At 70.9% G+C, this 24,281-nt stretch carries 22 protein-coding genes; 11 read left to right on the top strand and 11 right to left on the bottom strand.

Annotated elements, in window-relative coordinates:
- Positions 1 to 231 precede the first annotated feature (231 nt).
- The 5 genes from ACZ4FV_RS17740 (at position 232) to ACZ4FV_RS17760 (ending at position 6,396) form a co-directional block, all read left to right on the top strand.
- Positions 232 to 1,527, top strand: a complete 1,296-nt coding sequence (locus ACZ4FV_RS17740) for an extracellular solute-binding protein (RefSeq protein WP_395866207.1) — start codon at positions 232 to 234, stop codon at positions 1,525 to 1,527.
- A 244-nt stretch (positions 1,528 to 1,771) separates the two neighbouring features.
- Complete coding sequence (locus ACZ4FV_RS17745; RefSeq protein ID WP_402230513.1) at positions 1,772 to 2,752, top strand: carbohydrate ABC transporter permease; 981 nt, start codon at positions 1,772 to 1,774, stop codon at positions 2,750 to 2,752.
- The gene (locus ACZ4FV_RS17750) at positions 2,749 to 3,582 is read left to right on the top strand and encodes a carbohydrate ABC transporter permease (RefSeq protein WP_395866203.1); all 834 of its coding nucleotides are present in this window, start codon (positions 2,749 to 2,751) and stop codon (positions 3,580 to 3,582) included. Before ACZ4FV_RS17745 ends, ACZ4FV_RS17750 begins: the two co-directional genes overlap by 4 nt.
- Before the next feature lie 6 nt (positions 3,583 to 3,588).
- A complete protein-coding gene (locus ACZ4FV_RS17755; RefSeq protein ID WP_395866201.1) occupies positions 3,589 to 5,055 on the top strand; it encodes a glycoside hydrolase family 3 protein in 1,467 nt (488 codons plus the stop codon).
- 270 nt (positions 5,056 to 5,325) lie between these two features.
- The gene (locus tag ACZ4FV_RS17760; RefSeq protein ID WP_395866200.1) at positions 5,326 to 6,396 is read left to right on the top strand and encodes an SIS domain-containing protein; all 1,071 of its coding nucleotides are present in this window, start codon (positions 5,326 to 5,328) and stop codon (positions 6,394 to 6,396) included.
- 883 nt (positions 6,397 to 7,279) lie between these two features.
- On the opposite strand, the gene ACZ4FV_RS17765 is transcribed toward ACZ4FV_RS17760, so the two are convergent.
- From ACZ4FV_RS17765 to ACZ4FV_RS17775, 3 genes are all read right to left on the bottom strand, one after another.
- Complete coding sequence (locus ACZ4FV_RS17765) at positions 7,280 to 7,555, bottom strand: DUF4235 domain-containing protein (RefSeq protein ID WP_395866198.1); 276 nt, start codon at positions 7,553 to 7,555, stop codon at positions 7,280 to 7,282.
- A 70-nt stretch (positions 7,556 to 7,625) separates the two neighbouring features.
- Complete coding sequence (nagA, locus tag ACZ4FV_RS17770) at positions 7,626 to 8,780, bottom strand: N-acetylglucosamine-6-phosphate deacetylase (protein WP_395866196.1); 1,155 nt, start codon at positions 8,778 to 8,780, stop codon at positions 7,626 to 7,628.
- Positions 8,781 to 9,104: 324 nt separating this feature from the next.
- Positions 9,105 to 10,286, bottom strand: coding sequence for an 8-amino-7-oxononanoate synthase (locus ACZ4FV_RS17775; protein WP_395866194.1), 1,182 nt, complete (start codon positions 10,284 to 10,286; stop codon positions 9,105 to 9,107).
- Between the two features lie 78 nt (positions 10,287 to 10,364).
- Between ACZ4FV_RS17775 and ACZ4FV_RS17780 the strand changes: the two genes are divergently transcribed.
- Positions 10,365 to 11,834, top strand: coding sequence for a sensor histidine kinase (locus tag ACZ4FV_RS17780; RefSeq protein ID WP_395866516.1), 1,470 nt, complete (start codon positions 10,365 to 10,367; stop codon positions 11,832 to 11,834).
- Positions 11,835 to 12,039: 205 nt separating this feature from the next.
- Here ACZ4FV_RS17780 and ACZ4FV_RS17785 read toward each other — a convergent pair whose 3' ends face one another.
- Together ACZ4FV_RS17785 and ACZ4FV_RS17790 are read right to left on the bottom strand one after the other, a co-directional pair.
- Positions 12,040 to 12,294 (bottom strand): WhiB family transcriptional regulator, encoded by a 255-nt coding sequence (locus ACZ4FV_RS17785; RefSeq protein ID WP_020557388.1) that lies wholly within the window; start codon positions 12,292 to 12,294, stop codon positions 12,040 to 12,042.
- A gap of 315 nt (positions 12,295 to 12,609) precedes the next feature.
- Complete coding sequence (locus ACZ4FV_RS17790; RefSeq protein WP_395866192.1) at positions 12,610 to 13,539, bottom strand: diacylglycerol/lipid kinase family protein; 930 nt, start codon at positions 13,537 to 13,539, stop codon at positions 12,610 to 12,612.
- A gap of 73 nt (positions 13,540 to 13,612) precedes the next feature.
- Here ACZ4FV_RS17790 and ACZ4FV_RS17795 point away from each other — a divergent pair, with 73 nt between their 5' ends.
- Complete coding sequence (locus tag ACZ4FV_RS17795) at positions 13,613 to 14,047, top strand: hypothetical protein (protein ID WP_395866190.1); 435 nt, start codon at positions 13,613 to 13,615, stop codon at positions 14,045 to 14,047.
- A 282-nt stretch (positions 14,048 to 14,329) separates the two neighbouring features.
- On the opposite strand, the gene ACZ4FV_RS17800 is transcribed toward ACZ4FV_RS17795, so the two are convergent.
- The 3 genes from ACZ4FV_RS17800 to ACZ4FV_RS17810 form a co-directional block, all read right to left on the bottom strand.
- Positions 14,330 to 15,223, bottom strand: coding sequence for an RNA polymerase sigma factor SigF (locus tag ACZ4FV_RS17800; RefSeq protein WP_395866514.1), 894 nt, complete (start codon positions 15,221 to 15,223; stop codon positions 14,330 to 14,332).
- A gap of 92 nt (positions 15,224 to 15,315) precedes the next feature.
- On the bottom strand, positions 15,316 to 15,759 hold the full coding sequence (locus tag ACZ4FV_RS17805; RefSeq protein WP_395866188.1) for an ATP-binding protein: 444 nt from the start codon (positions 15,757 to 15,759) through the stop codon (positions 15,316 to 15,318).
- A gap of 263 nt (positions 15,760 to 16,022) precedes the next feature.
- Positions 16,023 to 16,667 carry a CGNR zinc finger domain-containing protein gene (locus tag ACZ4FV_RS17810; protein ID WP_402230525.1) on the bottom strand — a complete coding sequence of 215 codons (645 nt, stop codon included), beginning with the start codon at positions 16,665 to 16,667 and terminating at the stop codon, positions 16,023 to 16,025.
- Positions 16,668 to 16,962: 295 nt separating this feature from the next.
- Here ACZ4FV_RS17810 and ACZ4FV_RS17815 point away from each other — a divergent pair, with 295 nt between their 5' ends.
- The 3 genes from ACZ4FV_RS17815 to ACZ4FV_RS17825 all read left to right on the top strand — a co-directional run bounded on the left by ACZ4FV_RS17815 (position 16,963) and on the right by ACZ4FV_RS17825 (position 20,897).
- On the top strand, positions 16,963 to 18,156 hold the full coding sequence (locus tag ACZ4FV_RS17815) for an NAD(P)-dependent malic enzyme (RefSeq protein ID WP_395866184.1): 1,194 nt from the start codon (positions 16,963 to 16,965) through the stop codon (positions 18,154 to 18,156).
- Positions 18,157 to 18,295: 139 nt separating this feature from the next.
- Entirely contained in the window at positions 18,296 to 19,258 is a 963-nt protein-coding gene (locus tag ACZ4FV_RS17820; protein ID WP_395866182.1) for a zinc-binding dehydrogenase, read from the top strand.
- A gap of 49 nt (positions 19,259 to 19,307) precedes the next feature.
- On the top strand, positions 19,308 to 20,897 hold the full coding sequence (locus ACZ4FV_RS17825) for an ABC transporter substrate-binding protein (protein ID WP_465322876.1): 1,590 nt from the start codon (positions 19,308 to 19,310) through the stop codon (positions 20,895 to 20,897).
- A gap of 297 nt (positions 20,898 to 21,194) precedes the next feature.
- On the opposite strand, the gene ACZ4FV_RS17830 is transcribed toward ACZ4FV_RS17825, so the two are convergent.
- Together ACZ4FV_RS17830 and ACZ4FV_RS17835 are read right to left on the bottom strand one after the other, a co-directional pair.
- Entirely contained in the window at positions 21,195 to 21,998 is an 804-nt protein-coding gene (locus ACZ4FV_RS17830; RefSeq protein WP_402230531.1) for a PadR family transcriptional regulator, read from the bottom strand.
- The gene (locus ACZ4FV_RS17835; protein ID WP_395866176.1) at positions 21,995 to 22,861 is read right to left on the bottom strand and encodes a DUF4097 family beta strand repeat-containing protein; all 867 of its coding nucleotides are present in this window, start codon (positions 22,859 to 22,861) and stop codon (positions 21,995 to 21,997) included. The genes ACZ4FV_RS17830 and ACZ4FV_RS17835 overlap by 4 nt, the downstream gene beginning before the upstream one ends.
- 219 nt (positions 22,862 to 23,080) lie before the next feature.
- Here ACZ4FV_RS17835 and ACZ4FV_RS17840 point away from each other — a divergent pair, with 219 nt between their 5' ends.
- On the top strand, positions 23,081 to 23,965 hold the full coding sequence (locus ACZ4FV_RS17840; protein WP_395866174.1) for a DUF4184 family protein: 885 nt from the start codon (positions 23,081 to 23,083) through the stop codon (positions 23,963 to 23,965).
- Positions 23,966 to 24,016: 51 nt separating this feature from the next.
- Here ACZ4FV_RS17840 and ACZ4FV_RS17845 read toward each other — a convergent pair whose 3' ends face one another.
- Complete coding sequence (locus ACZ4FV_RS17845) at positions 24,017 to 24,199, bottom strand: DUF6104 family protein (protein WP_020557400.1); 183 nt, start codon at positions 24,197 to 24,199, stop codon at positions 24,017 to 24,019.
- Positions 24,200 to 24,281: the final 82 nt, after the last annotated feature.

Raw genomic sequence — 24,281 nt, forward strand, 5'->3', positions numbered from 1 at the left:
GGTTCGCCGTCTACGGAACCTTGACACCCCAATTGGTCTATGCCAACCTCCGAAATGGTCTAAACCATTGATGGTCACCGCGCAACCCTCGTCCCTGGTGCGTCAGTGTTTTCCCATTCGAGTCCCCTCCCCAGTGGGGGACTCGGTCGGTCCGCGCACCTCACGGATCCGACGGGGGACATCGGCAACTCCAAACCGAACTGCGGTGCCCGACATCCTGAGGAGGATGTAGTGAAGCGTCGTCTTCTCGTCGCGGCCGGTGTCGCGGCGGCGCTGACCGGTGTTGCCGCCTGTGGATCCGACAGCAGCGATGACAACAAGGACAACAAGCCGGCGGCGGCGTCCAACGCGCCGGCCGCGGGCAACGGCAAGACCGTCCGCGTCTGGCTGATGAAGGGCTCCGCGCCCGACGACTACATCGCCGCGCTCAAGGCGAAGTTCGAGGCGGACCACCCCGGCGCCAAGCTGGACGTGCAGATCCAGCAGTGGAACGGCATCGGCCAGAAGGTCACCGGTGCGCTGGCCAGCAACGACGCGCCCGACGTGATCGAGGCCGGCAACACCCAGATCGCCCAGTACGGCGCCTCGGGCGGCCTCAAGGACCTCAGCTCCAAGGTCACCGAGCTCGCCGGCAAGGACTGGCTGACCGGCCTGTCCGACCCGGGCAAGGTCGACGGCAAGACGTACGGCATCCCGTTCTACGCCGCCAACCGTGTCGTGATCTACAACAAGGAGCTCTTCGCCAAGGCCGGCGTCCAGCCGCCGAAGACGCGCGCCGAGTGGATCGAGAACACCAAGAAGCTCAACACCGGCGACCAGCAGGGCATCTACCTGCCCGGTCAGAACTGGTACTTCTACGCGGGCCTGCTCAAGGACGAGGGCGCCGACATCGCCACCAAGTCCGGCAGCGCCTGGAAGGCCAACCTGGACGCCGCCCCGGCCGTGGCCGCCGCGAACTTCTACAAGGAGCTCCAGGCCCTCGGCAAGGGCCCCAAGGACAGCGACGAGAAGACGCAGCCCGAGGTCCTCGCGGCGGACGGCGGCAAGATCGCCCAGTTCGTCGCGGTGCCGGCCGAGGCGGAGACCATCGCCAAGGCCAACCCGGCCCTGAAGGACAAGTTCGGCTTCTTCCCGATCCCGGGCAAGGACGCGAGCAAGGCCGGCGCGGTGCTCACCGGCGGTTCCGACCTGATGGTCCCGGAGGCGTCGAAGAACCAGGACCTGGCCTACGACTTCATCAAGCTGATCAACAGCGACGAGTGGCAGACCAAGCTCGCGCAGGCCACCAAGCAGCTCCCGAACAAGACCACGCTCGCCAGCGCCGTCACGGCCGACCCGGGTGGCGCCGCGATGATGGAGGGCGCGAAGAACGGCTTCGCCACCCCCAACTCGCCGAACTGGGCCTCCGTCGAGGAGAACAACCCGATCAAGGCGTACCTCACCAAGGCGCTGACCGGTGGCGACCCGGCCGCGGCCGGCAAGGAAGCCAACGCGTCGATCGAGAAGACGCTGAACACCAAGAACTGACCCGGCGCGTGCACCCGAACCGCTGAGCGCCTCGGGTGAAGCGCAACCGGGCCGAACGACCGGCTCCCGTCGCGGGGTACACCCTCGCGGCGGGACCGGCTCGGCCCACTCGGCGCGGCCCGCCGGCGGTTCCCCGCCGCCGGCTCCGCGCTCTCGCCACGTCCCGCCATCGGGCCGGACGGGCCGCAGACCCCCGACACCGAACAACGGGAAGGCAGCTGTGTCAGCCTCCAAGGCAGATGCGGTGGTCGCGACACCTACGCAGCCCCCGCGCAAAGCGGCACCGACCGGTGCCAGACGCGCAACGAAGCCCCCGCGCAAGCCGTCGGGGATCGCCAAGCTGGTCACCCCCTACCTGCTTGTCGCGCCCGCGATCCTCGGGATCGCCTTCCTGCTGTTCTATCCGGTGGTCCGGAACGTCATGCTGTCGTTCCAGCACTACCGCTTCAAGCAGCTCATCTCGCGGTCGGCCGAGTACGTCGGCTGGGAGAACTACGACGCCGTCTTCAAGGACAGCGAGTTCTGGGAAGTCACCCGGCGCTCGTTCTACTTCACCGCGGTCAACGTCGTGGCGATCATGGTGATCTCGACGCTGTGCGCGCTGATGCTGATGAAGCTCGGCAAGTTCATGCGCATCCTCGTGCTGATCGGCCTGGTCGCCGCGTGGGCGACCCCGGTGATCGCGGCCACCACGATCTTCAAGTGGCTCTTCCGCTCGGACAACGGCGTGGTCAACTGGGCGCTGGTCAAGCTCGGCTTCGACTACGAGAACTACACATGGTTCGCGCACGGCACCTCCACGCTGGTGGTGGTGACCCTGCTGATCGTGTGGCAGTCGATCCCGTTCGCGACACTGACCATCTACGCCGGCCTGACCACCGTGTCCACCGACGTGTACGAGTCGGCGCGGCTCGACGGCGCGGGTCCGGTGCGGATCTTCAGCTCGATCACCTTCCCGATCCTGCGCCCGATCTTCGCGCTGGTGGCCTCGCTCGAAGTGATCTGGATCTTCAAGTGCTTCGCCCAGATCTGGGCGATCGCGGGCGAGAACGGACCGATCAACGACGTGCGCACGCTGCCCGTGTACGCGTATCAGCAGGGCATGTCGCTCAAGTTGTTCGACATGGCCGGGGCGATCTCGACGATCACCGTGCTGATCCTCGTGGTGATGCTCGTCTTCTACTTCCGTCAGATGTTCAAGCAGGAGCGGGAGGCCGACAAGTGAAGGCGCGCACCCTGAAGCGGATTCCGCTCAACGTCGCGGCGCTGTTGGTCTTCGCCGTGTCGATCTTCCCGGTCTACTGGATGGTCCTGACCGCGTTCAAGCCGGCCAAGGACGTGCAGTCGCCGACCCCGAAATTCTGGCCGAGCTCGATCTCGTTCAAGAACTTCGACACCGCGACAAACCAGCCGTTCTTCTGGGACTACTGGCGCAACAGCCTGATCGTGGCCGGCGTCGGCGTACTGCTGGCCCTGGTCGTCGCGTGCTTCGCCGCGTTCGCGGTGGCCCGCATGCAGTGGAAGGGCCGGGCGCCCTTCATCCTGATGGTGTTCATCGCGCAGATGGCGCCGTGGGAAGCGCTGATGATCCCGATGTACCTGATCGCGCGGGACAACGACCTGCTCGACTCGCTGCCGATGCTCACCGCGATCTACTTCGTGATGACACTGCCCTTCTCGATCGTGACCCTGCGCGGCTTCCTCGGCGGCATCCCGGTCGAGTTGGAGGAGGCCGCCCGGGTGGACGGCTGTTCGCGGTTCACCGCGTTCCGCAAGATCGTCTTCCCGCTGCTGGCCCCGGGCCTGCTGTCCACGTCGCTGTTCGGCTTCATCACCGCGTGGAACGAGTTCGCGTTCGCCAACGCGCTGCTGATCAACAACCCGAACCAGCGCACGCTGCCGACCTGGCTCAACTCGTTCAGCAACGGTCTGACCACCGACTGGGGCGCCATCATGGCCGCCTCCACCCTGTTCATGCTTCCGGTGCTTGCGATCTTCCTGGTGTTGCAGGGCAAGGTCACCGGCGGTCTCACCTCCGGCGCGGTAAAGGGCTGATCGACCATGTCCGAACGTCTCGAGCGCCTCGCGCTCGCCGTCCTGCAGCCCGGTTTCGACGGTCTGACCGCGCCCGAGTGGCTGCGCCGACACATCGCCGGCGGGCTGGGCTCGGTGGGTCTGTTCGGTCGCAACATCGCGACCACCGAGCAGGTCACCGCGCTGACCGAGGAACTGCGCCGGGAGAACCCCGACCTCATCGTCGCGATCGACGAGGAGGGTGGTGACGTCACCCGCATCCATGTGAACACGGGCAGCCACTGGCCGGGCAACCTGGCGCTGGGCGTGGTCGACGACATCGCGACCACCGAGGCGGTCGCACGCGGGCTCGGGCGCGAGCTGGCCGCGTGCGGCGTCAACCTCAACTGGGCGCCGTCCGCCGATGTGAACTCCAACCCGGACAACCCGATCATCGGTGTGCGCTCCTTCGGGTCCGACCCCGAACTGGTCGCGCGGCACACCGCCGCGTACGTGACCGGCCTGCAGGCGGCCGGTGTGGCCGCGTGCGTCAAGCACTTCCCCGGCCACGGCGACACCGCGATGGACTCGCACCACGGGATGCCGCTCGTGGACGTCTCGCGCGAAACGCTGGCCACGCGCGAGCTGGTCCCGTTCCACGCGAGCATCGCGGCGGGCAGCAAGGCGATCATGAGCGCGCACATCCTGCTGCCGGCCTACGACACCGAGTTCCCGGCGACGCTGTCGCACAAGATCATGACCGGCCTGCTGCGCGGGGAACTGGGCTACACCGGCCTGATCGTCACCGACGCGATCGAGATGGGCGCGATAGCCGACACCTACGGCATCGCCGACGGCACGGTGCGCGCGATCGCGGCCGGCGTCGACGCGGTGTGCGTGGGCGGCGGACTGTGCGACGAGGACACCGTGCTGCACCTGCGCGACGCGTTGGTGACCGCGGTCCGCGAGGGCCGGCTCGCCGAGGAACGCCTGGTGGACGCGGCCGGCCGGGTGCACGCGCTGGCCACGTGGGCCAAGGTCGGCGCGGCCGAACCGGTCGACTACGCACTCGGCCTGGACGCGGCCCGCCGCGCGATTCGGGTGACCGGCACGGTGGTCCCGATCACCACCCCCGCACACGTGGTCGAGCTGTCGCCCACCGCCAACATCGCGGTCGGCGAGCAGACCCCGTGGGGCATCGCCCCGGTCCTGACCGAGGCCCTGCCCGGCACCACGGTCACCCGCGCCCGCACCGCCGACCCGCAACTGGTCGAGGACGCGCTGCGCTCGGCGACCGACCGCCCCCTGGTCCTGGTGGTCCGCAATCTGGACCACCACGACTGGGCGACCGAAATCGTGGCGAGCCTGCTCGCCGCCCGGCCGGACGCCGTCGTGGTCGAGATGGGCATCCCCGGAGCTGCCACTCCGGGCGCCGCCCACCTCGCCACGCACGGCGCCGCCACGGTCTGCGGGATCGCGGCGACGGAGATCCTGACGGCGCGGCGGCTGGGCTGAGCGCGCCGACACACGCTCGGCACGCCGATCGGCCACGAAGCGTCCGGACGCTGTGAACCGGTCGGACACGCTGCCGGCGGACACTGGGAACGGTGGTCGGCCCAAAACCGTGGCTCCGGCCGCCAGCGTGACCGGCGCCGGGATTCCCTCGTGCCCGCCGGTAACACCAACCGATCACCCGGCCCTCGACCCGCCGCACCGAACGCCCGACCGGCGACAACCACCGACACCGAACAAATTCAGCAAGTGGAATCAACGGAAGGCCGCACCATGTCCGCCACCGACGACCGTGACGCCCTGGGACCCGACCGGGGCACCATCATGTCCGCCGAGATGGCGGAGCAGCCTGCCGTCCTGCGCCGGATCCTGACCGAGGGCGCGCCGGCGATCCGGGCCATCGCGGCCGAGATCGCCGCGCGAAACCCGCGCTTCGTGCTGCTGACGGCGCGCGGCACCAGCGACAACGCCGCGCTGTACGCGAAGTACCTGATCGAGGTGCTGCTGGGCAAGCCCGCGGGACTGACCTCGATGTCCACGACCACCGCGTACGGCGCGAAGCCGGACCTGTCCGACTGCCTGGTGATCACGGTTTCCCAGTCGGGCGGTTCGCCCGACCTGGTGGCCTCCACCGAGGCGGCCCGCAAGGCCGGCGCGATCACCCTCGCGGTGACCAACAACCCGGAATCGGCGCTGGCCGCCGTCTCCGAGTTCCACATCGACGTGCTGGCCGGCCCGGAGAAGGCGCTGCCGGCGACCAAGACGTACACGGCGGAACTGCTCGCGCTGTACCTGTTCGTCGAGGGGCTGCGCGCCGGCGACACCTCGCCGGCCGACCTGCTGCCCGCGCTGGCCCAGGACGTCCTGGACCGCCGGGACGAGGTGGCCGAACTCGCCCAGCGGTACCGCTTCGCGCAGCGCCTGGTGATCACCTCGCGCGGCTACGGCTACCCGACGGCGCGCGAGGCCGCGCTCAAGATCATGGAGACCAGCTACATCCCGGCCCAGCCGTTCTCCGGCGCCGACCTGCTGCACGGTCCGCTGGCCATGGTCGACAACGTCAGCCCGGTGATCGCGGTGGTCCCCGACGGCAAGGGCGGTGACGCCCTCCAGCCCGTCCTGGAACGCCTCCGCGGCCGCGGCGCGGACCTGATGGTGATCGGTACCGCCGACCAGGTCGCCCGCGCCTCGGCGGGCTTTGCCCTCCCCGAAGGCGTCGCCGAGGAGGTCCAGCCCATCCTGGAGATCATTCCGCTGCAACTCCTGGCCTACGAGGTCACCATGGCCCGCGGCCTCGACCCGGACGCGCCTCGCGCACTCGCGAAGGTCACGGAGACCCACTGACCTCGTGGCCGTGTGGCCCTGATGGGTCCATGCGGCTCGGGTCCGCTTGGCCGCGCTCGCGAGGCACTCGGTTCTGCTGCTGTGCCCACCCGCCCACCCGTTGCGTGTCCGTTCGAGGCTGCGGTTCCTTGGGGGTGGGCCCGGTCCGGCCCGGTGACCATGTCCTGATGGTTCCGGGGCCGGGCGCACGGTGCTGCGGTTGCGCCTCGGGTTGCTTTGGTTGTGTACCCACCCGCTCCACCCGTTGCGTTTGCCGCGGAGGTTGGGGTTTTACGGGCGGCGGCGTGACCTGCTCCGGCCCCGCGGCCCCGCGGCCTCCGGCGTGGCCGGCCGCGGGCGGGTGGGATTGGGGGTTCCGGAGTGGTTGCTCGCACATGGGCGGGTTGGCCTGGCCCGGCAAGACCTCGTGACCGATGCGAGAAGCACGAGGTCGGGCGCAGGGCTTGGAGCGCCGAGGCGACTTGGCCCGTCCCTGTGACCCCGGGGTGGCTGCCTGGGTCGGGTGGGCTGGCCGCGGCGAGGAATCGGCTTCCCCTGGGCCCCCGAGCTTGGCTGCGGTCCGGCGCGTCAGCGCCCACGACGCGGTTGAGACCTCGTGATCGACGCGCGAAGCGCGGAGAGCGGCGGAGCCGCAGAACTTTGACTTCGTGCCCCGGAGCGAAGCGGAGGGACACGAAGTCACGAGCGAGGGGCCGCCTTTTTTCTCGGAGGAGCGAAGCGGGGGAGAGAAAAAAGGCGGTGCCTCGCGAGCCGGCGACGAAGTCGCCCAACAAGCAGCAACGCCGTGCCTGCGACTCCGGCCGTGCCCGTTCCCCACGCCCGCGACTCCCCCCATCCCCCGCTCCCCGCTCCCCGCTCCCCGCTCCCCACTACCCCCTCCCCCTCACGCCCCAGGCCACGACCCCGTGGCCCGCTTCACCCCCAGAGCGCCCGCGCGTTCGACCGCGGTGCGGGTGACGGCGAAGATCGCGCCCTCGATCGCGGCGGTGAGCAGGATTTCGGTCCAACCCCGGTCGCGGTCCCACGCGTCGGCTGCGTCGTCGCGGCCGGTGAGGGTCGTCCAGGTGTGGTCGGCGAGCTTTCCGGCGAGCATGCCCGCGCCGATGCCGGCGAGCAGGCCGATCGGGCGATAGGGCAGTGCCTTGGCAGTCGTGTTCATGTCCTGCGGCTGCCCCGGGAGGGCGGGTCCACGCCGGCCGAGCCGCCGGCGTGGGGTGTGGCGGCGGCGGTCAGATGCCCGCTTCGTAGGCCACCACGCCGCCGACCCACGTCTTGAGCACCGTCCAGTCGTCGCTCCACCAGACCAGGTCGGCGGCGGCGCCCGGGGTGAGCCGGCCCAGGTCGGTGCGGCCGAGGGCGTCGGCGGGCACCCGGGTGGCGGAGGTGAGGACGCGGGCCGGGGGGTTGCCCAGGCCGACCAGGTTGCGCACGGCGACGTCGAGGGTGAGGGCGGAGCCGGCGATGGTGCCGTCCGGGTTGCGCGGAACGTCGCCCTCGACCAGGGTCACGTCGACGTCGCCGAGGCGGTAGCGGCCCGGTGGCATGCCGGCGGCGGCCATCGCGTCGGTGACCAGCGCGGTGCGCTCGCCGGCGACTCGCAGGACCAGTGAGCAGACCGGGCCCACCACGTGGTGCAGGTCGGCGATCAGGCCGGGGGTCAGGCGCGGGTCGCTCAGCGCCGCGCCGACCACGCCCGGTTCGCGGTGGCCCAGGCCGCGCTGCGCGTTGAACAGGTGGGTGACCATGGTCGCGCCCGCGTCCGCGGCGGCGGACATCTCGGCGGCGGTCGCGTCCGTGTGTCCGGCCGAGACTCGGATCCCCGTGGCGACGATGCGTCGAATGGCCTCGAGCGCACCGGGAAGTTCGGGCGCCAGGGTGATCAGTGTCAGCGCGTCCCGGACCACGTCGTCGAGCAGCAGGCGGTCGACCAGTTCGGCGGTGGGCTCGCGCAGGTATTGCGGTGGGTGCGTACCGGCCCGGACCGGGGACAGGAACGGCCCCTCCAGGTGCACGCCCAGGTCGCGGGCGATCGGCTCCTGGGCGAACTTGGCGCGCAGCTCCGCGGCCCGCACGAGGGCCGCGGTGAGCGTGTCCAGGTCGCCGGTGATGAAGGTCGGGCAGAACGCGGTGACCCCGGTCGAGGGGAGCTTCGCGGCGACCTCGCGCCACGCGGTCGCGTCGGCCGCCACGAAGTCGTGTCCGAACGCGCCGTTGAGCTGGAGGTCGATCAGGCCGGGGGTGAGCACGCCGTGTGGCAGTCGCAGGCCGTCGGGCCCGCCCGGGCCCTCGATGACGCCGGTGATCCGGCCCTGCTCCACACCCACCTCGGCCGGGCCGACAAGCGTCCCGTCCACAAGCACGCGAGGTGCCCCAATGCCGGCCACGCGTGCCCTTCCTTCCCTGCGGGACCGCTACGCGGCCGAACGTTCGGCGGCCTCCCGGTGCGGGCCGGGAGGCCGCCGCCCATTTTGGTTCAGACCAATCCTAGTTGTCTAGACCAATGTCGAGGGAAATGCCACGTATACCGGCTGATATCGGGCCATACATCGACGAACCGCAGGGCGCACAAGTGCAGGGCTCACCGGCGCGGGGCCCACAAGTGACGACCCGAGACCCCGACGCGGCGCAAAACCACGGCGCCCGGCCTCGCGGCGCGCTCACGCCGAAGACGCGGCACTCGAACCACGGCGCCCGGCCTCCCGGCGCGCTCACGCCGAAGTAGCCGCCTCCAGCGCCGTCACCGCCCGAGCGATGTCGGCCGCCGTCAGGTCCGCGCGGGCCGCGAGCCTCAGTCGGGAGATGCCGTCCGGCACCGACGGCGGGCGGAAGCAGCCGACCAGGACGCCGGCCTCCGCGCAGCGCGCGGCGGTGTCGAAGGCGAGTTGCGCGTCGCCGATCAGCACCGACGCCACCGCACCCTCGGGTTCGGTCACCCGCAGACCCGCCTGACGGGCGCCCGCCGACAGCGCGCGCGCGTTCGCCCGGACCGCGTCGGCCAGACGCGGCTGCGCACGCAGGATCCGCAACGCCTCCAGGGCCGCCGCCGCGCACGCCGGCGCCAACCCCGTGTCGAAGATGAACGGCCGCGCCGCGTCCACCAGATGCTCGATCACCCGGGCCGGCCCGAGCACCGCGCCGCCCTGCGAGCCCAGCGCCTTGGACAGGGTCGCGGTCAGCACCACGTCGTCGGCCCCCGCCAGCCCCGCCGCGTGCACCGCGCCCCGGCCGCCCGGACCGACCACACCCAGGCCGTGCGCCTCGTCCACGAGCAACACGGCGCCATATCGCCGTGTGACGGCCGCGAGCTCCGCGAGGGGGGCGATGTCCCCGTCGACCGAGAAAACCGCGTCCACGACCACCAGGGCGCGTTCCTCGGCCCGTTCCGCCAGCACCCGGGCCACCGCCTCGACGTCGCGGTGCCCGGTGATCGCCACCCGGGCCCGGGAGAGCCGGCACGCGTCGACGATCGACGCGTGGTTGATCGCGTCGGACACGACCAGGCCGCCCTTGCCGACCAGTGCGGCGATCACCCCGAGGTTGGCCAGGTAGCCGGAGGAGAACACCAGCGCCGCCTCGGCGCCCATGTGCTCGGCCAACGCGGTCTCCAACTCGGCGTGCAGCGTGGTGGACCCGGTCACCAGCCGCGACCCGGTCGAGCCGCCGCCCCAGGTGCGCACCGCGCGGACCGTCGCCTCCAGCACCCGGTCGTCACGGCACAGCCCCAGGTAGTCGTTTCCGGCCAGATCCAACCCGCCCGCCGTCGCCGCGCGCGGTCGCAGCCGGCGGCGCAGCCCCGCCTCGACCCGCTCCTTCTCCCGTACGTCGAGCCAGTCCAGCGGGTGACCGCCGCCGCCGATGGACTGCCGGGACGTGGGCGATTCGGTGGACATCGAGACCTCACAGGTGCGGCGGAGTGGGGCGCCCAGGATCGCAGGCCGGTCGGAAAGTACGCTGCCGGTGTGCCCTCGATGAACGATCTCGTCCGCCGCCACGCCGCGCTGCCCGCCGCCGACCTGGAGTGGCTGCACCTGTTGGTGTCCGAGTGGCAACTGCTCGCCGACCTGTCCTTCGCCGACCTGGTGTTGTGGGTACCCACCGGGGACGGGCAGTACGTCGCGGTCGCGCAGATGCGGCCGAACACCGGGGCCACCTCGCACCAGGACGACCTGGTCGGCGACTTCGTGCCGCGCGGGCGGCGGCCGATGTTGGACGCGGCGCTGGACGAGGGCCGGATCGTGCGCGAGGGCGATCCGGAGTGGCGCGACGACGTACCGGTGCGGGTCGAGGCGATCCCGGTCTCCCGGGAGGGCCGGGTGATCGGCGTGATCGCGCGCAACACCAACCTGCTCACGGCGCGCACTCCCAGCCGGCTGGAATTGACCTACCTCCAGAGCGCCGCGGACCTCGCGCAGATGATCGCCGCAGGGACGTTTCCGCACGCGGGTGAGCTGCTCGACATGGACGCGTCGCCGCGCGTGGGCGACGGGCTGATCCGCCTCGACGCGGACGGCGTCGTGCAGTACGCCAGCCCGAACGCGCTCTCCGCCTACCACCGGCTCGGCCTGACCACCGACCTGGTCGGTTGCCACCTCGGCCGGATCACCGCCGAACTCGCGCCGCACGAGGGACCGGTGGACGAGGCGATCTCCGCGGTCGCCAGCGGGTGGGCCCCGCGCGAGACCGAGGTGGAGACGCCCGCGGCGGTGGTGCAACTGCGCGCGATCCCGCTCAAGCCGCGTGGCCAGCGGATCGGCGCGATCATGCTCCTGCGCGACGTGACCGAACTGCGCCGGCGCGAGCGCGAGCTGATCACCAAGGACGCGACCATCCGGGAGATCCACCACCGGGTGAAGAACAATCTCCAGACGGTGGCCGCGCTGTTGCGGCTGCAGGCCCGGCGGATGGACGCGCCACAGGCCCGGGCCGCGCTGGAGGAGGCGGTCCGCCGGGTCGGCTCGATCGCGATCGTGCACGAGACGTTGTCCCAGACGCTGGACGAGCGGGTGGACTTCGACGAGATCGCCGACCGGGTGTTGTCCATGGTCACCGAGGTGGCCGCGTCCTCGGTGCGAGTCCGCACCGCCCGGCACGGCAACTTCGGCGAACTGATCGCGGAGACCGCGACGCCGCTGGCGATGGTGCTGACCGAGCTGTTGCAGAACGCCCTGGAGCACGCCTTCGAGGATCCCGGCTTCACCGACCGGTCCGGCACGCTGGAGGTGCACGCCGAACGCCGCGCGGAACGCCTGCTGATCACCGTCACCGACGACGGGATCGGCCTGCCGGCCGACTTCGATCCGCAGGTCTCCGGCAACCTGGGCCTGCAGATCGTGCGCACCCTGGTCGGCAGCGAACTCGCGGGCCGTTTCGACATGGTGCCCAATCCGGCCGGCGGCACGATCGTCACGCTGGACCTACAGATCCGCCAACGCCGCTGAGCCTCCCGGAGCCGAGCCCGCCGACGCCGCCGACGCACCGACGCCGCGGTCACCCACCGACGGGATCGCGCCGCGCCGACGAACACCCGAACCCGGGAAAGCAGTTGCCCCGCCCTGGTCCGATCGGACCCTGGCGGGGCAACTGCGGGCAATGCTTTGGTGTTCCGGTGATTGAGTCTCCGGAGTGTTCAGCCTGTCGTACTGATCAGGCGGAGGCGCGTGCGCGGTTGCGGGCGGCGCGGCGCTTGAGAGCGCGACGCTCGTCCTCGCTCAGACCGCCCCACACACCCGCGTCCTGACCGGACTCGAGAGCCCAGCCCAGGCACTGCTCCATCACGGGGCAACGGCGGCAGACCGCCTTCGCCTCCTCGATCTGAAGCAGAGCGGGACCGGTGTTGCCGATCGGGAAGAACAGCTCCGGGTCTTCGTCACGGCAGGCAGCAACGTGGCGCCAGTCCATGCGGTCCAACTCCTCGTGGGTCAGCGGGGGCTTCCGGCCCCGCTGTGGCTTGTGAATGTGAACGCTTTCACGAACCCCCCGACAAGCAAGGGGCCGACGAAGTCGGTCCCCAGGTTTGGCAGTGGATTCGGGCGGTGAAGATGACCTTTCGGCCACGTCCCTGCCGCCTCGTAGAGCCTTACAAACCTCGGCCGCCGATACAACCCCCTTGGGCCAGGATTTTTTAAATCATCGGTGTCGACTAGGTCACACCACTACATCGAAGGGATGAACCCGGGATTGGCGTTCGAGTGAAAGGCCAAAAGGCCCTTCCACTCACACAATCACACGCAGTGCACGGGGAACCCCCCGGAAGGTCACACTCCGATGTTCTCCCAGATGGTCCCCATCGACCTGAAGGGAAACAGGTTCTTCAGTCCGAAGAGTGAACGCATCGCAGTCGTGCAGGGACACGACGTGACGCCCATGTGGAGCATTACCCGTGGAGCCCAGCATCTGGGCCAGATGGCGCAATGTGGGCAGTGTTGACATCCGGGTGAGCGCGAAGAGGTCCAATCCGGTGTCATATGACGCTTGTGGACACGGATTCAGCGGCCGGTCGCGCAAAAACGTCCACGGCACCGTGTTCTGCACTATCCCCAGGCAGATTCCCTCGATCGGGTCCCGGCCCGGCACCTCCAGCGTCAGCGGCCCGTGCTTGCGGGTGTCCCGCCCGCCGTAGAACCGGCGCAGCGCGGACCGTACGTACAGGCCGGGCGTCGCCCGCCGCCCGTCGGCCCGGCGCTCCTCGACCCGGCCGACCACCTCGGCGTCGAAACCCAGGCCCGCGCAGAACAGGAACCAGCGCTCGTCGGCCAGGCCCAGGCCGATCTCCCGGCTGCGGCCGGCACGCAACGCCTCCAGCAGGAAACCGGTCGCCTCGACCGGATCGTTGGGCATGCCGAGCGAACGCGCGAAGACGTTGGTGCTGCCGCCCGGGACCACCGCGACCGCGGGCAGCGAGGGGGCGGGTCCGGCCACGAGCAGGCCGTTGGCCACCTCGTTGACCGTGCCGTCGCCGCCCAGCGCGATCACCAGGTCCAGACCGTCGTCGGCCGCCTGCCGGGCCAGTTCCGCCGCGTGGCCCCGGTGCTCGGTGCTCACCACGTCGAGCTTGAGGTCGCCGGCGAGCGCGTGCGCCAGGACGTCCCTGGTTCGCTCACTGGTGGTCGTGGCCTTGGGGTTCACGACGAGAAGGGCGCGCATACCCCCAGCGTATCTACCGGTGGGTAGGGCTCCCATGGGCCGGACGGTCGCCCGCCCCGGTTACAGTCGTGTGGTGACCGAGAGCCCTTCCGCCCAGGACCAGTCGGACCCCGCCGGGGCCCTCCCCCTCACTTGGCGCATCTGCACCGCAGTGGTCGGCGTCGAGGCGTTCGCACTCCTCGGATACTCCCTCTATCTGACCTTCCGGAGCGAGTTCGGCCATCCGACCAACGCGTCCGAGGGCGTCGCGATCGGCATCTACCTGCTGATCCTCGCCGCCGGGATAGTCGCCGCGTTCGTGGGCATGCTGCGCGGCCGACGCTGGAGCCGATCGCCGGCGATCACCGCCAACCTGATCGTGGTCGGCATGGGTTGGTATCTGATCAAGGCCGATCAACTGGTGATCGGCATCCTGACCATGATCGCGGGTGTGATCACCATCGGCGCACTCGCGACACCCGGCATGTACAACGCGCTCGAAGCACGCCACCAGGCCCGCCGAGCCTGAACACCCGCCGCCGGCCCCACGCCCCCCCCCGGCGCGTCAGCGCCCCCGACCCACCCCCACCCCAGTGATCGACGCGCGAAGCGCGGAGAGCGGCGGAGCCGCAAATGTGGACGGTGTGGCCCGGAGCGAAGCGGAGGGACACACCGTCCCGAGCGAGGCACCGCTTTTTCTTGGAGGAGCGAAGCGGGGGAAAGAAAAAGCGGCGCCTCGCGAGCCGGCGACGAAGTCGCCCAATAGAGCGACCCCTCGCGAGCCGGCGACGAAGTCGCCCAAACAAGCAAACTACTCCTCGACGAGCAGGCGCTCGCGCAGCTGCGCGAGGGTGCGCGCGAGCAGCCGCGAGACGTGCATCTGCGAGATGCCGACCTCCTGCGCGATCTGGGACTGCGTCATGTTGCCGAAGAAGCGCAGCAGCAGGATCTTTTTCTCGCGCGGCGGCAACTGCTCCAGGAGCGGCTTGAGCGACTCGCGGTATTCGACACCTTCGAGCGCGTCGTCCTCGGCGCCCAATGTGTCGGCGACGGCCGGGGAATCGTCGTCGGTGTCCGGTACGTCCAGGGACAGTGTGCTGTAGGCGTTGGCCGACTCGAGGCCCTCGAGCACCTCCTCCTCGGAGATCCCGAGTTGCACGGCGAGCTCGGCGACCGTGGGGGACCGACCGTTGCGCTGGGAGAGCTCGGCGGTGGCCGAGGTCAGCGCGAGCCGCAGTTCCTGGAGCCGGCGCGGCACCCGGACCGCCCAGCCCTTGTCCCGGAAGTGCCGCTTGATCTCGCCGACGATGGTCGGGGTCGCGTACGTGGAGAACTCCACCCCGCGATCCGAATCGAATCGGTCCACCGACTTGATCAGGCCGATGGTGGCCACCTGGATCAGGTCGTCCAACGGCTCGCCGCGATTGCGGAACCGGCGGGCGAGGTGCTCCACCAGCGGTAGATGCATCTCCACCAGCCGATCGCGCACCGCGGCCCGCGCGGGCGGATCCGATTCGAGCACCGCGAGTTGCGCGAACAGCCCGCGCGCGATCTCCCGGTCGTGAGCGTGGCGTTCGGAACCGGCACGCCGCCGGTTCGGCACCGCCGGACCCGTGGGCCCGGCGGATCCGGCAGGTCGAGCCGGTCCGTCCGGCCCCGCCGCCTCGACGCCACCGTCCATCGTCATGCTCGCGTCGCTCACCATGCCCTCACCCTCCCCTCGGCCGCGCCCGGCGGCCTCGTCGGGTGAGGCCGCGCTCGGCTGCGGTTCGTTGGCCGCGCCTTCAACACCACTGCTCACGTCTGCTCCGGCCCGCCACCGCGCTTCTTGTGCAGGCTGATGCTGACCACCTTGTCCTGGTCCACCGTCGCGTCCACCTCGCCGGCGAGTGCCGACAGGACGGTCCAGGCGAACGTGTCGCGCGCGGGTGTTCTGCCGTCGGTGGTCGGCGCGGACACGGTGACGTGCAGCGCGTCGCCCACCAGGTTGAACACGCAGGAGAGGACTCCGCCGGCCACCGCCTGGTCGAGCAGCATCGCGCACGCCTCGTCGACCGCGATGCGCAGATCCTCGATCTCGTCCAGAGTGAAGTCGAGCCGGGCCGCGAGGCCCGCCGTCGCGGTGCGCAGGACGGAGAGATAGGCACCTTCGGCAGGCAGTCGGACCTCGACGAAGTCCCGCTGTCCGGTGCCGGCTTCGTCCGCCGTGTGTGCGGATCGCTGGGACACCCTCACCTCCAAGGTGCTGCTGTGGGTGGCCGCCGCCGCGGGCGGTCACCACCGATGTCGGGGGAACCCCAGCGACGCTACCGCGCCGGCCGAGAACTGTCGTCACCGATGCGGGAACGGGTGCGGGAACGACCGAGGCTGCTGTGTACACGACGGTACGTCACGATATGTGATTTGACGAGTACGTAGTGTACCTGAGTTTGGTAATTTCGCACCGCGAGATCACGCCGTCCATGTACATGTGCCACAGTCCGCGACTCGCCAACCCGCCAATGTCAGGTATGTCGGTCGGGCTCGGGCTCGCGGGCCCGGCGTCTGGCCCGATACAGCGCGACGTTCGTGCGCGAGGTACAGCGGTCCGAGCAGTGCCGGCGGGAGCGGTTTGCGGACAGGTCCAGGAACACGTTCCGGCACGGAGGTGCCTGGCACACACCCAGGCGGTCGATGCCGTGCGCGGTGAGCTGTACCGCCAGACCCATGCCGGCTATCGCGGCGAAACCCTCGGCCGCGCCCACCGCGTCGCCCGCCAGGTGCAGGTGCCACGCGCTGGCGTCGTGGCCGGTCAGGCGCGGATGTACGGGGAACTCGGCGAGCAGGCCGTTGAGGGTGGCGACCGCGTCCGCCTCGCGTCCGGCGGCGGCGTCCACGAAGACCGCGCGCAGGCGGGTGCGGACCGAACGCAGCCGGGTCACGTCGGCGTCGGTCACCCGTGGCGGGATCCGCCGAACGGGTGCGATCAGCGCGAGCACGTCCTCGGGGGAGCGCAGCAGATCCTCGCCGCGCGCCGGTTGTTCGGTGTTGACCAGGCGGACCGCGTGCTCGGCGTAGGAGGAGAGATCCAACGACTGCCCTTCGGTCGCGGTCGCCGCCTTCGCTTCGGGCGCGTGCTTTCCGCGCGCTGTCGCGCCCGAGGTTCGCACGGGTCGACGGGGTCGGATGTGGCGGCGGTTACTGTCAGCCTACTGCGCGTGGCACTAGCGTCTTGGCCAGTTGCGAGAAGGGGTCTGACGCGCCATCACAAAAAGGTGGTAATCGGCTCATCGCCCCGGCGCTCCGCCATTCGGGGGGTATGCCAAAATCGGCGTCACGGGTGACCCCCGTAACCTCAGCCGGATCATGTGCGCTGCACGAAGCGCCGATGTCGCTGAGGCATGCAGCCTGCGATCGCGCTCCGAGAGCTGCACTTCTACTGACAATGTCTACAAAGGGGTCACTGTGGCAGCGGAGATCATCCCCACGGACAGCACGGCGACGGACGAACTCGATCCGGTCTTCGCCCTGCACCGGGGCGGGAAAATGGAAGTTCGCTCGACCGTCCCGGTGCGCAATCGGGACGATCTGTCCCTCGCCTATACGCCCGGTGTGGCACGTGTGTGCACGGCCATCGCCGAGAACCCGGAACTCGTCCACGACTACACGTGGGTCTCCAACACGGTCGCCGTGGTCACCGACGGCACCGCGGTGCTCGGCCTGGGCGACATCGGGCCCGCCGCGTCCCTGCCGGTGATGGAGGGCAAGGCGATCCTGTTCAAGGAGTTCGCCGGCATCGACGCCGTGCCGCTCGCGCTCTCCTGCACCGACGTGGACGAGCTGGTGGACACCATCGCCCGGCTCGCGCCGTCCTTCGGCGGCATCAACCTGGAGGACATCAGCGCGCCGCGCTGCTTCGAGGTGGAGCGCCGGCTCCAGGAGCGGCTGGACATCCCGGTCTTCCACGACGACCAGCACGGCACGGCGATCGTCGCGTTGGCCGCGCTGCGCAACGCGGCCACGGTGACCGGGCGCCGGCTCTCCGACCTGCGCGCGGTCATCTCCGGCGCGGGCGCGGCGGGCATCGCGATCGCCAAGATCCTGATCGAGGCGGGCATCGGCGACCTGTGCGTGGTGGACAGCCGGGGCATCGTGCACGAGGGTCGGGACGACCTCACGCAGATCAAGCGGATCATCGCCGAGCTGACCAACAAGGCCAAGCTCAAGGGCGGCATCGAGGAGGCCATGCGCGGCGCCGACGTCTTCCTCGGCGTGTCCGCGGGCAAGGTGCCCGAGGAGGTCGTGGCGACCATGGCGCCGCAGGCGATCATCTTCGCGATGGCCAACCCGAACCCGGAGATCGACCCGGACCTGGCGCACAAGTACGCGGCCGTGGTGGCCACCGGGCGCAGCGATTACCCGAACCAGATCAACAACGTGCTCGCCTTCCCGGGTGTGTTCGCCGGCGCCCTGTCGGTGCGTGCCAAGCGCATCACCGAGGGGATGAAGGTGGCCGCAGCCGAGGCGCTGGCCGCGGTCGTCGCCGACGAACTCTCGCCCGACAAGGTGATCCCGTCGCCGTTCGACGAGCGGGTGGCACCGGCGGTGACCAAGGCCGTGGCCGAGGCCGCCCGTCAGGACGGCGTCGCGCGTATCTGAGCCGCGGTCCGTGGATCGGTGATCGTCCGACGGCTCCTCGCCGACCGTTCGACGACGCGATCGCATCCACGGCGACCCGTGGACGTGTGCGGTCCGCCCGACCGGGCGGACCGCACACGTCGTCAGTAGGGTGCCTCCCATGTTTGCCGTGAGTGCCGTGAGCATCGATGCCCAGGACCCCCTGTCCGGCCTCCGGCTCGGGGAGCACCCCGAGCCCGGCCACGACGGCGGGCTGCCGCCGGGGTGGACGACCGTGACCGTCAAGGCCGCCTCGCTCAACCACCACGACCTGTGGACCCTCAAGGGCGTGGGCATCACCGAGGACCGACTGCCGATGATCCTGGGCTGCGACGCGGCCGGGATCGACGAGGACGGCAACGAGGTCGTCGTGCACTCGGTGATCGGCGGCCCGGGCACCGACGAGCCCCGCTCCATCCTGACCGAGCGCTACCAGGGCACCTTCGCCGAGAAGGTCGCCGTACCGCGCTGGAACCTGCTGCCCAAGCCCGCCGAACTGTCCTTCGAGCAGGCCTGCTGTCTGCCCACCGCCTGGCTGACCGCGTATCGGATGTTGTTCACCAACTCGGGCGTGCGCCCGGGCGGCACGGTGCTGGTCCAGGGCGCCGGCGGCGGTGTGTCCACGGCCCTCGTGGTGCTCGGCAAGGCGGCCGGCTACCGGATGTGGGTGACCGGCCGGGACGAGGCGAAGAACGCCCGGGCGATCGAACTCGGCGCCGACGCGGCCTTCGCGTCCGGTGCCCGACTGCCCGAGCGGGTCGACGCGGTGATGGAGACCGTCGGCGCGGCGACCTGGTCGCACTCGGTCAAGAGCCTCAAGCCCGGCGGCACGATCGTGATCTCCGGCGCCACCTCGGGCGACCGGCCGGCGGCCGCGGAACTGACCCGGATCTTCTTCCAGGAACTGCGCGTGGTCGGCTCCACGATGGGCGACCGGGACGAGTTGGCGGGCCTGCTCCGGCTGTGCGCGCACGGCGGGGTGCGGCCGGTGATCGACACCGTGCTGCCGCTCACCGAGGCGCACGAGGGGTTCCGACGGTTGGCCCGGGGCGATCTGTTCGGCAAGATCGTCCTCACCCCTTGATCATCACGCCGGTCCGCACGTGCCCGGGTCGTCTCGGAAGGACCGCCGGATGCCGTTGTCCCGTCGCCGCGTACTAGCCCTCGGGGCCGGTACGGGGGTGGCCGCGGTGTCCGCCGGCCTGCTCGCCTCCTGCACGGGCCGGGAACTGCGTTCCGGGGGCACGCTCACGGTCGGCGTGTCCCGCCTGCCGGATGTGCTCAACCCCGTGTACGCGACGGCCGAGCCGGTGCGCTGGATCGCCGACCCCGTGGTCGAGGCGCTCTATACCTACCGGGACGACACCACGATCGGGCCGGTGCTCGCCGGGGCCGATCCGCAGATCGCGCCGGACGGGCTGAGCTGGACCATCCGGCTGCGGCCGGACGTGCGCTTCCACGGCGGGGACCCGTTCACCGCCGAGCACGTGGTGGCCTGTCTGCGCCGGGTGGGCGATCCGGCGACGGCGGGCGACTGGGCGCCGTGGCTGGCGGGCCGGTTCGGCGCGATCGAGGCGCCGGACGCGCGGACCGTACGGATCGAGCTGCCGCGGCCGTTCGGCGCGCTGCGCGCCCTGCTGGCCTGCCTGCCGATCCCGCACCAGGCGACGCTGGGCGATCCGCGGGCGCTGGTCGGCACCGGGCCGTTCCGGTTGGCGGGTGCGGACGGGGCGGTGGTGGCGCTGCGGCGCGATCCGGACCACCGCGGCAAGGCGGTGCCGTTGGAGGGCATCGACTTCCGTGCCTCGACCGACGCGGTGGCCGACCTGAAGGCGCGTCGGCTCGCGGTGTACCCGCGTCCGACACCGGACCAGGTGCGGCGGTTGCGGCGCTCGGACGACACGTACGTGCAGACCGCGAGCGGGCCGGCCGACCTGGTGGTGCTGCCCAATCTGCGCCGGCCCCCGTTCGACAACGTCGCGGTGCGGCGGGCGCTGGCGTTCGGGATGGATCGCACCCGGGTGTCGCAGGAGGTGTACCGGGGCGACGCGGTGATCGGGCAAGGGCCGTTGGGGCCGGGCAACGAGGGGTGGGACCCGGAGTACACGCCGTACGGCCGCGGGGTGAGTCCGACCGCGTCCCCGAAGCCGAGTCCGAGCGCGACCGCCGGGCCGACCGTGGAGCCGGAGCGGGTCACCGCGATGTTCGGCGAGGCGCCGGTGCCGCCCGGGGTGCGGTTCACGCTGCTCGCGGTGGTCGGGGAGGCGGCGGAACTGCCGGACGTGGCGCGGGTGCTGGCCGAGGGGTGGAACCGGGTCGGGTTCACCGTCACGGTCGAGCGGGTGGATCCGGCGACGTGGGTCGCGCGGCGGCGGGTCGGGGACTTCGATGTCGCGCTGGTCGACCTGCGGGGGTCCGCGTACGCGGTGGGGCGGACGGGGTTCGCGGTGTTGTCGGCGGCGGTGTCGACGAGTCCGGAGAGCACGGGGTATGTGAATCCCGAGTTGGATCGCTTGGTCGAGCGGGCCTGGGGGACGGCGGATACCTCTCGGCGGGCGACACTCACGCGGGTGGCGGGGGAGATCGTGGCGCGCGACGCGGTGGTGTTGCCGCCGGTGTATCCGAAGGTCGCGGTCGGGCGGAGCGGGCGAGTCGAGTCGGTGGACGTGCGGCAAATGGGCTTGGGGCGGGTGGAGTTGGCGACGCTCCATCGGCGTGGCTGAACTCGGTTGGGCGGGCTGGGTTGGCCTCATGCGCGTCGGCCGGGCTGGATTGGGTTCGGCTGACCTCATGTGCTCGGTCGGGCTGGGTTGGCCTCAAGCGCCGGCCGGGCTGAGGGGAGTTCGGCTGACCTCGGGCGTGGTTTGGCTGGGTTGGCCTCAAGCGCCGGCCGGGCTGGGTGGCCTCATGCGCCGGCCGGGCTGGATTGGGTTCGGCTGACCTCGGGCGCCCGGGCCGGGCTGAGTGGCCTCATGCGCCGGCCGGGCTGGGTGGACTTGCGTGATGGCCTGGGGGTGGGGTCAGGGTGGGGGGTCTTCGGTGAAGATTTGGCGGAGGTCGTTTAGCGCGGTGATCACTACCGTGCGGGCTCGGTCGAATTGGTCGGGGGTGATGCCGGCTCGGTGGGCCAGGGGGGTCAGTTCGGTGCGGATGGTGTCGAGGATCGCTTCGAGGTCGAAGGAGTCCGTGTCGCGGGTGGGGCGGTCGGTTTCCTTGGACCAGGCGTCTTCGGCTCGGGCGCGGGCGGTGGTGGGTTCCGGGTCGGTGGCGCCGAAGCGGCGGCGTAGTTCGCGCTCCAGGTCGTGCAGGCCAGGCTTGCCGGCCAGGTCGACCAGGTTGTGCGCCAGGCCCTCGGCGAGATCGGCCATGCGTTGCGAGAAGATCGGCTCCCAACCCTTGGGCTCGGTGCGTTCCTCGGTCGTGGTGCGGGGCGTCTTGCGGACCTCGCGGGCTGCCCGGCCCAGTTCCTCGCGCAGGTTCTGCGCGGACGTGCGCACCTCGTCCCGGATCTCCCGGGCCCGCTCGTAGACCGACTCCCGGATCTGCGCCTCCAGTTGGGCCAATTCCTCCTGGCGAGCCGCCAACTCGTCCCGGCCGGCAGCGGTGATCCGGTAGACCTTCCGGCCGCCCTCCACGTCGTGCTCGACCAGGCCCTCCTGTTCGAGCTTGGCCAGGCGCGGGTAGACCGTGCCCGCCGAGGGGGCGTACAGGCCCAGGAAGCGGTCGTGCAGCAGCCGGATGACCTCGTAGCCGTGTCGGGGGCTCTCGTCGAGCAGCTTGAGCAGGTACAGCCGCAGGCGGCCGTGCCCGAAGACCGGGGTCATGCGATCACCTTTCCCTCCGGGGCGCGACGCAACAACGTCACAGGGCCCGATACCGAGTTGATCCGGAGCCGTCCCGAGCCCTCGCCGAGCTTGCCGCTGACGTGGCTCGCGCCGAACCTGGCGCTCGTGGTCAGCTCGTCGAACACCGAGTCGACCGAGCCCACCGCGCTGCGCACGTCCACGTGCATGTCGCCCTCGTGCGGCAGTCGTACCGTCAATTCGCCGGAGACGGTGCTCAGCTGCACGTGGCTGCGGCCGACCGCGTCCAGGTCGAGCGTCATCGAGCCGGAGACCGAGTTGGCCCGGACCCGGCCGCCGGTGCCCTCGATCACGGTGAGCGAACCGGCCACGGTCACCACGCCGAGGTCGCCGGCCATCGACTCGGCGTCCACCGACCCGGAGACGGTGTTGGCGTCGACCGTGCCGGTCAGCCCGACCAGGGTCACGTCGCCGCCGATGCTGCGCACGGTGGTGTCGCCGTGCATGCCGGAGACGGTCGCGTGCGCGGAGACCACGCCGATCTCCACCGTGCAGTCCCAGGGCACGGCCAGCGAGACCTCGGCGTGCCGGCGCCCGAGCGCGCGCCCGTCCGCCATGAACGCCTTGAAGTCGGCCCGCCGCCGGGCGCTCTGGAACCAGTTCATCAGGTGCTTCCCGGTCAAGTCCGGGTAGGAGACGACCAGTTCGCCGCTCACCTCGTCATGGGTCACCTGGAGCGGCGGCCCCTCGACGGCGTGCACCTCCAGGCGCGGCGGTCCGTCGGTGCCCACGACGTCGACCAGGCCGCCGATCGTGCGTACGCGGAGCACGCGCACGGGGTCGAGTGTGAGGTCCTGTGGTTCCTCGATCATCCATCGGGACATGGACCCTCCCCTTCGGGTCGGAGTGCCGAACGCGATATATCGCGAAGCTCTGGCATTCACGATATATCGCGTCTCCCGCACGTCAAGGGAACCATCGGGTCTGCTTTCCGCGTTTCTCGAAGCCGAGGGACTTCGCTCATCCGCGCGTCGTGCCCGTGGCGCGCGCGTGCGCGCGAGCGGGCGCGCCCGCCTACGGCATCCAGCACGGGGGCACCACGCATGCCATTCACGCTCAGCCACATCGCCGCGGTGCTGCCGCTCCAGGGCGCCACCCGTACCGGAACCACGGCCGGGGACGGGGCGGGCCGACACGGGCCGCTGATTGCCTCCGCGCTGGCCTTCGGGGCGATGGCACCGGACGTGATCCTGTTCGTGTCCCTGGACTTCCTGCCGATGCGCGCCGACCGGCAGGCCACCCACGAACTGTGGCCGGGCGTGCTGGGTCTGAACATCGCGCTCACCGCGTTGCTCGTACTCGTCTTCCACCTGCTCGCGAGACCGCTGCTGGTGCTGTGCCCGGATCGGGTCCGGGCGGCCCTGGAGGAGCCGCTCAGACCGCGCCTGCCGGGCCGGCTGTACGCCGCCGCGCGGGCCGGGCGGCCGTTCCTGCGGGAAACCCTCGCGGTCGGCGTGTGGTTGGTGGTCTCCGCGATCCTGGGCGGCCTCTCGCACATCGCGTGGGACGCCTGGACGCACCACGACGACCCGGGCGTGGCGCACGTACTGCCCGAGCTGCGCCGGGAATTCTTCGGCCTGCGGCCGGGCTACGTGCTGCTCCAGCACGTCAGCACGGTGGTCGGGCTGACCACGTGCGCGGTGTGGACGTGGCGCTGGGTGGGCCGGCTGCCGGCACGGCCGATCACGGGCCTGCGGATGCCCGTGGCCGGGCGCTGGGCGGTGCTCGGCGCGCTGGTGCTGGTCGGCGCGCTCGGCGCGGCCAAGGCGCTGCTGCCGTTCCCCGACGGGCGGGTGCCCGCCTTCGAGGTGCTCGGCTTCGGCGCCGCGACCGGCTTCGGCCGCGGCCTGGCGGTGGGGCTGGTGCTGTACGGCGCCGGCTGGGCCCTGTGGCACACCCGTACGCTCCGGCGCGCCGGCGACGCCTGACCGGGACCCGGCGGACCGCGGACCGGCCCGCCGACGCGCGGGCGGGTTCGGCTACTCGTCGTCCTCGTCGTCGTCCAACCGGGCGAGCCAGGTCGCGAGCCGCTCGACGGGGGTCTCGAACTCGGGGTTCAGGTCCACGAACGTGCGCAACTGCTCGGCGAGCCACGCGAGGGACACCTCCTCCTCGCCGCGTCGCTTCTCCAGCTCCTCGATGCCACGGTCCGTGAAGTACATGTTCTCCGACTCCGGTGTGTGTGTCCGGTGGGTGTTCGGGTGCGCGCTACCCGGGGCACGCGACTCCGCCCCGGCGCGCATC

This window comes from Embleya sp. NPDC025285 (assembly GCF_055558835.1).